The 12,454-nt window shown below is 40.0% G+C and carries 10 protein-coding genes; all 10 read left to right on the forward strand.

Annotated features, from left to right (window positions below; genetic code table 11):
* The first annotated feature begins 54 nt into the window (after positions 1-54).
* A complete protein-coding gene (gene tsaE / locus Arg41_RS06285) occupies positions 55-564 on the forward strand; it encodes a tRNA (adenosine(37)-N6)-threonylcarbamoyltransferase complex ATPase subunit type 1 TsaE (protein WP_092343294.1) in 510 nt (169 codons plus the stop codon).
* 70 nt (positions 565-634) lie between these two features.
* Positions 635-2,149 carry a leucyl aminopeptidase gene (locus tag Arg41_RS06290; RefSeq protein WP_092343293.1) on the forward strand — a complete coding sequence of 505 codons (1,515 nt, stop codon included), beginning with the start codon at positions 635-637 and terminating at the stop codon, positions 2,147-2,149.
* Between the two features lie 6 nt (positions 2,150-2,155).
* Entirely contained in the window at positions 2,156-2,602 is a 447-nt protein-coding gene (locus Arg41_RS06295; RefSeq protein WP_092486808.1) for a DNA polymerase III subunit chi, read from the forward strand.
* 152 nt (positions 2,603-2,754) lie between these two features.
* Positions 2,755-3,843, forward strand: coding sequence for a hypothetical protein (locus Arg41_RS06300; protein ID WP_092343291.1), 1,089 nt, complete (start codon positions 2,755-2,757; stop codon positions 3,841-3,843).
* Between the two features lie 238 nt (positions 3,844-4,081).
* The gene (locus tag Arg41_RS06305) at positions 4,082-5,218 is read left to right on the forward strand and encodes a hypothetical protein (RefSeq protein ID WP_139057375.1); all 1,137 of its coding nucleotides are present in this window, start codon (positions 4,082-4,084) and stop codon (positions 5,216-5,218) included.
* 179 nt (positions 5,219-5,397) lie between these two features.
* Complete coding sequence (locus Arg41_RS06310) at positions 5,398-6,540, forward strand: hypothetical protein (protein ID WP_157722306.1); 1,143 nt, start codon at positions 5,398-5,400, stop codon at positions 6,538-6,540.
* 189 nt (positions 6,541-6,729) lie between these two features.
* Positions 6,730-7,875, forward strand: a complete 1,146-nt coding sequence (locus tag Arg41_RS06315; protein WP_092343288.1) for a hypothetical protein — start codon at positions 6,730-6,732, stop codon at positions 7,873-7,875.
* 412 nt (positions 7,876-8,287) lie between these two features.
* Entirely contained in the window at positions 8,288-9,409 is a 1,122-nt protein-coding gene (locus Arg41_RS06320) for a hypothetical protein (RefSeq protein ID WP_092343287.1), read from the forward strand.
* 157 nt (positions 9,410-9,566) lie between these two features.
* Positions 9,567-10,646, forward strand: a complete 1,080-nt coding sequence (locus Arg41_RS06325; protein WP_092490602.1) for a hypothetical protein — start codon at positions 9,567-9,569, stop codon at positions 10,644-10,646.
* Positions 10,647-10,869: 223 nt separating this feature from the next.
* On the forward strand, positions 10,870-11,949 hold the full coding sequence (locus Arg41_RS06335) for a hypothetical protein (protein ID WP_092343284.1): 1,080 nt from the start codon (positions 10,870-10,872) through the stop codon (positions 11,947-11,949).
* The last annotated feature ends 505 nt before the right edge of the window (positions 11,950-12,454 follow it).

Consider the following 12,454-nt stretch of genomic DNA (forward strand, 5'->3'; position numbering starts at 1 on the left):
AAACTATTATCACCTCCAACAGGGCACATATAATTTGACAAATGGCTTTTTCTAATGAACACAACCACCGCAACCTATAACCTCCCCGAACCTTCGGCAACCCGGCGTTGGGGTGAAAAATTAGCTACAGCCCTTGGGAAATGCCACCATTTTATCACAGAAGGAACAATAATTTACCTAAGTGGAACTCTTGGTAGTGGTAAAACAACCATTGTGCAAGGATTATTTCACTCATTGGGTGTATCAGATACTATTAGCAGTCCAACATTCAGTCTTGTGCACACTTATGATACTGGATCAATAAAGGCTTTTCACGTTGACCTATACCGATTGAGCAATCCATTAGCTACAAGTATCTTGGATTTGGATACGTATCACAGAAAACCACAGCACATTGTGGCAATAGAATGGCCAGAAAATGGAGTGCCTTTGATACCACCGGCAGACATAGAGATAAACATGGAGGATCATGAAGAAGGCAGAATTTTAACCATGTCCGTAAAAAATAGATCATTGGAAGAAATTTTTTTGGAGTTGAGTAATAATTACAACTGGAATCAGTGATTATTTGTTAACTTTTGGGTACGGTGGACCCTGTCCGCTTTTACATTATAGTTTAGTTAGGGGTAGTAAAATGGATTTTGAATACATGTCTCTGCAAGATATTTCCACTTTGAGCACCGAATGTCTCGTTATCTTTTTAAACGCGTCACAGAAAAACTTATCACTAAAAATAGATGCAAAGTGGGTGGATATCGTTAGCGCGATAGCAAATAGCAACAGGATGTCATACACCGCGGGGGACTATCTCCTTGTACCATTGTACAACGAAAATTCGGTGGAAAACGTGCTAATGGTCTCTGTTGGAGAAAATGAGGGTGACCAAACCCCTCACAACTACCGCAAGGCACTCTCGGCTGCATGGCAAAAGCTGAGAAAAATAGGAATGAACGAAGTAACGTTCGCACTACCGGAAAAAGTGGGAGACAAAAACACCTGCTGGATGATGAGACAGGCCATTATGATAGGAGAAAATATCAACTATGACTACAACGAAATGCGATCTGAAGTCAAAAAGGAAAATATTTCTTCCCTGAAGAAAACCAGGTTTATTATAAATCGTTTAGTTGATGAAAAAAGCATTGTTGATACAATAAGTGAATCACAGGCCATAGCTTCCGGAGTAAAACTGGCCAAAGACCTAGCAAATGCTCCTGCTAACATTTGCACCCCATCCTACTTGGCATCTCACGCAAATAAAATCTCCGCTGATATGGGTATGGAGATTAACGTTATCAATCTACAGCAATCGAAAGAGATGGGAATGGGTGCTTTTGTATCTGTGGCTCAAGGCTCTGAGGAACCAGCATTATTCATTGAGATTCATTATAAAAATTCTCCACAAAAGGATTCACCTCCTTACGTGCTAATAGGAAAGGGAATAACGTTCGACAGTGGTGGTATTTCAATAAAGCCATCTGCCAGCATGGATGAAATGAAGTTTGATATGTGCGGCGCGGCAACAGTTTTAGGTACTTTGAAAACTATTGCTACTTTAAAATTACCAATAAATGTTGTCGGACTTATTCCCGCAACAGAGAACATGCCGAGTGGTGCTGCAACTAAACCTGGGGACATTGTTAAAACTCTTAGCGGTCAAACAGTTGAAATACTTAATACAGATGCTGAGGGACGCCTAGTACTTTGCGATGCACTCACCTATGCGGAACGCTTTAATCCAAAAGTAGTTATCGATATAGCAACGCTTACTGGAGCCTGCGTAGTTGCTCTAGGAGAAGAAGCCGCCGCTATCTACACACGAGATGAAGACTGCTCGCTGCGAGATAAACTTATTTGCGCTGGTGATGAAACATATGACAGAGCCTGGCCTATGCCGTTATGGGAAGAATATCAACCTCAACTATCTAGCAAATTTGCTGATTTTTCTAATATGGGAACGAGATGGGGTGGATCTATAACTGCAGCATGCTTCTTGTCTCGATTTACTAAAAAATACAAGTGGGCTCATCTTGATATAGCAGGTGTATCTTGGACGTCGGGGCAAGGAAAAGCAGCTGCTACTGGCAGGCCCGTGCCCTTGCTTAGTCAGTGGATAATTGATGAAAGCAAGTCTAACCCTGCCGTATAGGTGTTTATGCAAAAAAATGTAGAAATTTTTTTTTATTTCAACTCCAACAGAAAATTGCATAGTGCATGCAGTATAGTGAACGACCACTACCTCAGGTCACCGCGCAAAAGAATGCTAATATTCTGTGAGGATGAATCGTCGTCGGTAGAAATGGATCATATTCTTTGGCATTTTCAAAAAATAACCTTCGTACCGCATGCGATTTACGGCACCGGCGTATCTCAGTACACACCCATAGTCATAGTGCATCAAATAACTGATGTCTTTGAAGAGGAAGCTGTTGTTGTAAATCTTCTCGTTAACAAGCAACTGTGTAACTGGAACAAGGCTTCTAAAATAATAGAAATAGTATCATCTACCGATGAACACGAAAAAAACATGGCCCGCCAACGATTTCGCACATACCGAAGTCAATGCCCAATCATCAACTCTGTGGATTTATCTAAAAAATAACACTATCATAGCCACAACTAAAAAAGCGCGATTATCAAAATAGGGTACCGTTAGGTAAGTTTCACTCAAATTGCATGAAAATAGAATGCAAATAGTGTATATTTAGCAACGTTGGTGTTTCAATCAGAATTTTATGGGAAAAGGACAGCATTGTGAAGAAAACGCTACCTATTATCGCTGCTCTTGTCAGCACATTGCTTGTAACTGGATGCTTCGAAGAAGATCCAAAACCAAAACCAAAGAATCTAGAACGACTTGAGTTAAAGCAACTTCTAGAAATACCTGGAGGTGTTAACGGAGCTTTGGGATTGACGTTAAGTGATGACGGAAGCCTAATCGCAGTCGGACTAGGAGACATATCAAGCGCTACCAAATCAGGACAAATATATACTGCAGATCCTGGAAGCAGCGATATTAAGGTAAGAACAATATCATCAACAGCTGCACAAAACTACTACGGTTTTTCTTCTGTGGCGTACAGTAAAAAATTAGATTCTATATTTGCTTGTTCCACACCTATTCTGTCATACGGCACCATTGCACCGTCCGTTGTGCAGTTTAAACTCGATGCTACAGGTAATTATGTCTTTACAAAAGTGATGAACTTTGTTTCTACGCGAACTGGTCAGATATGCAAGGGCATGGCAATACAGAAAAACAATCTGTTCGTCGTAAATACTGCTGCCATCGATGCTAGCTATCCGGTTTTATATCAAGTTGATCTCGATATCCTACCAAATACCATGACCATGGCTCTTAGGTATTCAGATCTTGGGTATACAAGAGCGGAGTTACTTGCTGAGTCTGTAGTAGATATTACTCCAGCAAAAGATCCAGATCCTAGATCTGACTTCCACCTATTCCTCCTCGATAGATCCAGAAGGTCAATAGACGAGGTAAAAATTGCTACTGCTCCTGCGGTTAAGTCAGTAACGCAACTTAGTTTCGATGAGAAAATAATTTCAGAGCCCTTATCTATTATGAATATGGGTGGATACAACTTTGTTTTATCTGCTGGTATTGATGGCCATGGTATTCCATCTACGATCTATGAGCTGGATTACTCTGATCCCAGCAAAGATCCATCCTACACATTCCTGACATCTGCTCCATCACCGATATTTTCTATTGCTTACGGACCGGCGAGATCTGGATCAGGTGAATCTTTGTATACATCTTTAGTATTACCAGATGATAAAGGCAAGTTTCATATTGCGGAATATTTGTACAGAAATAAATAAGTATTAGGCATTCCTGAACAGGGAAAACTAAAAACACCATTCGATTGATTGCATTCTAGAGTGGCTAGAATAGCGAGAGCATTTGATGGTGTTTTTTTTATTCGGTTGTTTTTGTACTGTTATTCAAATTTTGTACACATGTTCAATAAAAATGTTACAATCATCAGTGTGGATTTTTCGCAATTTGCACCATCCACTGATCATCCATAGTAACGTTTCAAGTAAAAAGGACCCGTTTATGAAAAGAACCTTTTTCAAAAATTTTTTTGCCCTGATGGGAATTGCTGTGGCATCTAGCTCAATTGCAGCGATGACAATAAGCCATGCACATGTCAAGCAAGAAGGAGACTCCAATTTGATTGGCTATATTCCCGTATCTGGTTCTGATGTTAGGCCATTTGGGATATCTGCGATAGACGATGGATCTATTGTAATTACTTCTTTGGGATTACTGCCTCCACGGGAAGGTACTGGTTCTATACTGAGGCTAAAACCTGACGAGAGCTTGTTCACCAAGGTAAATATTGTGGCATCCAAAGAGCAAAAATTTCATGCTCTAACTTCTAGCGCCTACAGCAAAGACAGAAAATCATTATTTGTATGTTCTGTTCCTGATATAACCACATTTGATGGCATTGCTCCTTCCGTAGTGGAATTCAAGGTAAATGAAAGTGGAGATTATGTGTGGAATTCCGTCATGAATTTCTCTGATGAGACGGGTCAAGTATGTAAAGGTATTACGGTAGTTAAAGATAGACTGTTTGCACTTAATCCTATGTATTCAAATACTAGTGAACCTGCTGTGTATTCGGCCGACTTGTCTTCTGAAACTCTGCCTGCCACAATGGAAGTTGTGCAGCGGTACTCTGATCTGGGTTTTGTAGATCAAAATCTGCAAAACGTTCTCGGTGTTACCGACGTTATACCAGCAAAAAATCAAGAAGATAACAAGTATTCGGTTTATGTTTTGGATAAGGCTAATTCCTCCATATCTGGCTTGACATTTATGTTAGGAGAAGGTGGCAGTTTGTCTCGTTTAGGTGATGTCAGCAAAAGAGATATTGATGTAGATTCTTCATATTTTCCATCAGCATTCGCATCTGTTGATGACAATACTTTCTTCGTTTCGCTATCACCTCTACCTACTGAGGACGATAATGATGGTAGAAGTAACACGATGATCTATAAGTTTAAATACTCTGATGCTGGAGTCTCTAAAGAACTTGTATCTGAGTCGTACTCTGCAATCACTGCGATGACAGTGGCTAAAGGTCATCTGCAACAAGAAGGTGATTCTCTTTTTGCAGCTCTGATCAAGAGTGATGAACAGGGAGTGTACAACGTAGGAGAATATAAGATTTGCGATAATAGTTGATGCATATATGCATAGATGTTATTTTGGGCCCAGCAAAAAGGTTGGGCCTTGTTTTTTGAGATCTTTGCTCACCTAGCAGGGATACACAAAAAAATCCTCAGGGATGCATTTCGGTTATTATTCCCAAGGTTCGTCGAATGTTTTTACTTTGCGTGTTAATTGGCTTATCTTTTTGATATATGAGAATATCTTTCATCTACTCTATGGTTTTTGTCCCGATGCTTGCTTTAGCAAGTACCACGGGTCCTCTTGCCCCAAAATCCCCTGCTTATCCGATTGGTTACATCGCCATAGATGATGCCACCGCATCTCCATGGGATATATCACTCACAGAATCCAACGGTCATCTACTAGTAACTTCTGTTGGAACCAATCCAGTAAAAAAAAATGGAAGAATCTGGGAGGCAAGCCCAAGCGACAGTAAATTTAGAGAGGTATCAATAAGATCTGAAGAAACCCAGGATTACTACGCACTAAGCTCTCACGTATATGATCCTTCATCTAAAAGAATGTACGTATGCTCCAATGAGGAAGTAAGAAGTGGTAATTTGAAAAGAGCCTCGGAAATTATTTACCCTTCAGTAGTAGTATTTGAGCTATCATCCGACGGCGACTTTGTATGGGTTGGTAGCACAAACTTCATAGATAAACCTGGGCAGCATTGCGGTGGAGTAACTATTGTTAATGGGATAATATTCGCCACCAACCAATATGCTACTGATACATCTTACCCTGCTTTGTATGCTGCTGATATCAGCTCTGGTACAATTCCTGCAACTATGTCAGTGGTACAGAGTTATTCCGACCTTGGGTACGGGGATAAGGAAACAGTCGCAAACCACGATCTTGTTACAAGTGCACGCGCCAAATACACCCAGGGTGAGGGTACGTGGTCAATTTATCTTCTAGACTCAGGTCGCACTAGAATACTGGGAATGTCTTTCTCCAAACAAAAAGAGCCTGATTCTATAAAACGCTCGGGAGACATTGATCAACTTATCTTACCGAGTGAAATTAAAGTTCCGATAGCACTATATAACTATAACGACGATAGATTTTTTTTATCAGCAGACATAGTCAATATATACTTCATTGGACGTAACGAAAAAGGAGATCCTGAGATATTTTGGAAGGCACAAGCGCCATCTCTAGTGACCGGATTAGCTGTAGTCTCAGAAGAAGAATCACAAGACAATAAAGCCTCCAGGATGATTTTTACCGCTTCTCCTGTACTTGTAGAAGGAGAATATAGAATAAGCAAATTCCCGTTTCCTGTTCATACTCAAACCCAGTATAAGACCAAATTTTCGCGGTCACGGTAGAGTCGTTGCTATATCATCCTTATCGACAAGGTAATGCCGCTAGGTAAAAAATCTTAATATATGATCACCATCTGTGATTATACCCTCGGCGCTATATTTGTGTTGATTGTATTTGATGAATAATATCGCAATTATATTTTTCGTGTGGGTATAAAAAGACTTCTCCGCGGTATAAAAAAGGATACATGTATGAAGAAAACTCTTTCGATAGTTAGTGCTATCTTAAGTGCTGTTATCATATCAGGATGTCTCGACTCATCAAAAACAAACTCTGCTACCAATTCTAATAGTAGAAACAAGCCAATAGTTGTAGGGAATAATATGAAAACCGGGTATATAGGTTCTCTTAAAATTCCCGACAGGTCTGTTTTACCACAAGACATCGCGTTTGATCCTGCTAAAGAATCCCTAATTGTATCAGGAGCTGGAAAAGAGTCCATAGAAAGAGGACAAATTTGGGAAGCAGGAAGGGATGAAACTGTTTTTTCCGTTGATCCTGTTGTAACTACTGGAACTGAGACATTCCTAAAAGGTGATGGCATAAGTTACGACCCTTTCAAAGGCATTCTCTACGCCTGCTCCAACCCAGGAAACAGATTATCAACTGTGCATCCTACAGTTGTAGTATTTGAACGCAACAATGAAAATGAATTCATTTGGAAAGCAGTCATAAACTTCGAAACCAAAGATCATGAGTATTGTGCCAAACTTCACCTCTTAGACGGATTTCTTTTCGTAGTAAACAAATTCGCTGACGATAAAACATACGCAGCACTATACTCAGTAAACACCGAAGTAGATCCGTTACCTGCTAATCTAGGAGTATCGGTAACGTACGAAAAAATAGGCTATGATAACCCTGCTGACGTACTAAACAAACCGCTCATAAATAGCATACAAAGGGTAGAACAACATGAAATTGGCACCTGGAAGCTTCTATTGCTAGACCAAAACAAGAAACAGATTTTCGAGGTAGCTTTGGAAAAACCCACAACTGCCACTGACCCGCTAGCATTAGTAGGAAGTATTAAAAAACGCAGCATCCCAGGAGACATAGACACGCCGCTCTCTTTCCTTAACAGAGATGATGAGCTTATGTTCATAGCAGACAAAGACGCAGTATATTCCGCTATGTATAGCAAGGAAGGAGAACTGATAAAATCTAGCAAATTCTCCGACCTATCTCTCAACATGAACGTAACCGGCATGTCATTTGGACAAGACAAGTTTGGAGCCACCATTTATCCGGTATTCTTCTTAACAAGTCAAACTTTGCATAAACAAAGTTACTACACAGTTGACGAATTTGCCTTCGATCCAATAACGGGAATGTAGTTGTACGAAACAAACAGCATAATTAATGCCCAGTATTGCACACTGGGCATTTTTTTACCACAAATACTAAATCACAAATTAAAACTCTTTTGGTATCAGTACAACTATTCATTTGTAATAGAACAGGAAAAATAAAAACACATATGAAAACTATGCATAATACGTATGACAATTTGAATAAATTTATAATATTCAATATTTTCCCTAGACCATCTTTGTCATAAGGGAGGAAAAGTATTTTACAACAGTGACTGTGGTGTTATAATGCCGCACGTGCTTAGAAGGCTTACGATGTGTGTAGATGTCTTCTCAGAGGTGATTGGTAAGACGATTGCATTATCTTTACGGTTTAACAATTCTGGGTAAAAAATATTTTACGTTTTCAATTTAAAGCAAAAGGGATAATACGCTTATGAGGAAAAGTCTCTTACTAATAGGTGCCTTACTGGGTGCTTTTGCGTTTCTTTCTGGGTGTGGTGATGAGGAAAAAGGCGGTGGCAGAGTTGACTCCGCTCTGATAGTGCCTGGCAAGAAACTTCCACATAAAGGCATTATCGGGGTAGTGCCTCTTAGTACCGGGGACCCGCAAATACCTCGCGGATTATCCTTCATATACGGTGAAGACTCTCTCATTGCTACTGCAGAAGGACCTGTAGGAGCAGACAAGGGAACAGTGTATATGGCCCCGCCGAGAGATGCACAGTTTTCCTCTCGCACTGTCAGAAATGCCACTGCTATTAGGTTTTCCAGGTTTGCTGGTCATTTCTACGACACTAAGTCTAATGCATTGTATGTCTGCGGCAACCCCAAGGACGTAACCAAAAAACCTATGGTTTTGGTTCTCTCTAGACAAAATGACGGGAAATTTGTGTTCGTTAAGGCCATGGAATTTGATTCGGCTCAGACTGGAATGAATTGCGGTGGAGTTGCTGTTGTTGGTGATTACGTTTTTGCTACTAACCGAACACCGAAAGTAGCTGCCGATACTGCTCTTTTCTATGCCAATGTATCTGCGGCTGTTCCTGCAAAACTATCTCCTCTCCAAAGTTATGCTGACTTGTCATTTACGGATCAACAAATTGCACCCGGGGTTCCTCTGATAAGAGACATAAAACCCAAGGTGACTCAAGCTGCCAATCAGTTTTCTGTATGGCTTCTACTGCCGACTGTTGAAAAAATAGCTGGTCTTGACTTTTCTCTTAACGCAGCAGCCCTGGAACGTGTCGGCAATCCAAAATTTCTAGAACCTGCTGGTGGTATTCAGTTGAATCTTTTACAGACTATGGTTCCATATTCTGATGAGTTTTTCCTTATCGTCGATCACGACAAGATGTATTCATCTCGATTTGACTCCAGTGGAAGATTAAAGAAAACCGAGTTGCTTATGGCACTTACGTCTCGGTCGGTACTGTCTATGAGCTTAGGAAAAGATCGATTTGGAGCTACTTCACTCCCAGTTCTTTTCTATCTGCCATCTCCTCCAGGTGAGTCCGTAAGTTTAGTCACTGAGTTTGCTTTTGACCCTGATGCTTAGTCTACTGGACGATCTAAAAACCCCAGCCTGTGCAAACACGCTGGGGTTTTTTACACATGTAAATTGAAATTGCAAAATTTTATTTTGTTATGTACTCTGATAGGGATGGGGGGTCGTCAATGGCCGAGGTGTAAACTGTAAGCAGGTGGGTATTAATGTGAAGTACTGTAAAAAAGCTAAACAAGTGTTGTTCATGTTGGCATTGTTTTTTTCATTATCTGCCTGCAGCATTTTTGATGATGATGACCCTAGCAATGATAATTACATTGGGTCCCTACCTATAAATGACGAAAAAAGCTTTCCGTTCGGTTTAACCGCAGATGGAAATGGCGGATTGATAGTTACTGCAAGAGGTCCAGGAACAATATATGACTCGCTGGGACGTATATTTAGCATAACAACTAATGAAAAGGAGTTTTCTAGGAGTAATGTTTTGGCAACTGCGGGGGCAAATTACTCCAGATTTTCGGGATCATTCTTTGATAGGTCATTGAATAGACTCTATGTTTGCTCAAACCCTCTGATAACAAGTCTTCCCCCTTCTGTCGTAGTTTTTGAGCTCACAACTAAGGGATCATTTTCGTGGGTAACATCTTCTAATTTCTCTTCTGCTGGTCAGTATTGTCACTCGGTTGCGAAGACGAACAGATACCTGTTCGCCACAAACTCTCGCTCCCCCAACTCAATGTTAGAAGATGTGGCTATTTATTCACTAAAACTACATGACGAAGTCAATGACATTCCCTCTTCTCTGACAAAATCGGTCACATATGCAGAACTAGGGTACAAAAAAGAAGAGATGGATCCAGACTCTGATCTAGTGACTGGAATCACACAGAACCTGGATAATGTTGGATCAGAAAGTGTATATATAGCTGACACACAGAGGAGTAAGTTGTTTCTAGTTACATTTGTGATCATGCCCTCAACCTCCATAGTAACGAAGATGGATCTGGATGAAGATATATATAGTCCAGTAGCTATAGCCCAAAACAATATCAATTCATTTGTTATTTCCGAAAACAATTACGGCAATCCCCGAATTAAGGAAATCTACTATGACAACGGTGGCAAACCACATAGTAGAGTAATAGCTTACACTTCCTCTCTTGTGTCTGCGATTGAATTCGGTCCTGATTATTTTGATAAAACTTCTGACAAAGTTGTTTTTGCCCTTCTCACAGAGCCCAAAAGAGGAGTATTTTACGCTGATGAATTCTCACTATCCAGAGACTAGCGGTGGGCATTTTTCACTTCACAGATACCAAAAGATGGGTATTCTAAGCTGATTAGTTCTCGCCACCACCTTTCTGACTAGCGTTGTAGGGATTTCTCGCTTCTCGCGCATCTTAAAAGGGGTAGCATTATGCGCTGGCTGGTCTTCACTCTCTAGAGGTTGGTGTTTGCTAGGAGGTGGGTTTTTTGCTACGTCAAGATCAGTAAAATAGGAGTGTAAGTTTATGTTTACAGCAAAAAATTCGGCTGTTATTGCCATGATTCTGGGAGTAGTTTTATTATCTGGTTGCTTGGATGACCGTGTCGATGATGATGTGGATGATAACTATATTGGCTCTATTACCATTGACAGCGCTGATACCTACCCCATAGGTTTAACTAGGGACATGACGAATAATCTAATTTCCACCGCAGTTGGAAAAGAAAGAAAAGGAGATATATGGTCTGCTCCCTACGGATCTGGAGAAATGGACAGGAAGACCATAGTAGATTATCCGACCTCTGATCGATATCCACTCTCTGGGAGTTATTTTGACGATTCGGGAAATTACCTCTATGCATGTTCCAACCCTAGATTAAGTACTGTAGCACCGAGCATAGTTATTTTTCACAGAGAGGATAGTGGCTCGTATAAATGGATCAACTCTACCAACTTTGATGATAAAGCTAAACATTGCCACTCAGTTACTCGTATCCAAAACTATGTTTTTGCGACCAACTCTGTATCTGGAGATAGTGATCCTAACCTATCCACTGCAGTATATTATGCAGACACCGCTGATTTGACCTCAATTGCCCCCATGAAGGGACTGATAACATACAGAGAATTTGGTTACACTCCGGAACAACTTACTGGGGAAAATTTGATAACTGATATAAAAGCGGAGAAACATCAAATAGCAGGCAAGCCATCTTTCTACACAGTTGATTCCAGGAATTCATTAATTTTTAAAGTGCTCGTAACGGGATCATCGACTAAAGTTGTAAACCCTATTTCCATGAACCTACCTAATGGCATACCTACAGCTATAGCACAGTACTCGGACCGTATATTTATCATTTCTCAATCTGATCACAACAAAAACTCTAAAGGAACGATTTACAAGGTTAAATTTGATGACAATAGCCCCCCGAAAACAACAGTCATTGCAACAACACCATCTAAAGTACAATCTTTGGTAATAGGTAGTGATTACTTTGGGAAAACAAGAAATCCGGTGGTATTTGCCCTGAATAAAGAAGTTAATGAGTCTGGGGTTTTTCACATAGATGAGTTTACCTTCGAAGAAAAAAACCCGGCATAGATCACGTGGATAATGGGTTACGACTACCTAATACCATATGCGTAAACAACAGTTCTGGGTGCTTTTGCACATATAAAGTATGATCTTAGATCATACTTTATGGGCACTGCATAAATTAGCCAAACCACGTCACAGTGATTTATTGATTTTCTATTAGAGTATTTTATTTGTATATAGTAAATAATGTCACTGTTTGAGTACACAAAACTCCTAGCAACACACAACCGAACCATCACACTGCTGTGAAAAAACACCGCATATCACTTAACAAACTGAACTTACAGCAAATAATAATCACTGGGTAAAATTTCATTCTCTACCAATACAAACGCAGATAATGAGATTTTAGTATAAAATTCATAAAAAATCACAGCCCCATTATTAATATATTAAAACATGGTGTGGCAAAACACATTTAAATTTCAACAAAATTGAAACAAAAAGCACAAAACGCCAATTATCTCTTTAATAAACTAGAAAATTAATTAATCTACTACAATCTATA

The organism is Candidatus Ichthyocystis hellenicum (assembly GCF_001460935.1).
Lineage (GTDB): Bacteria > Pseudomonadota > Gammaproteobacteria > Burkholderiales > 2013Ark19i > Ichthyocystis > Ichthyocystis hellenicum.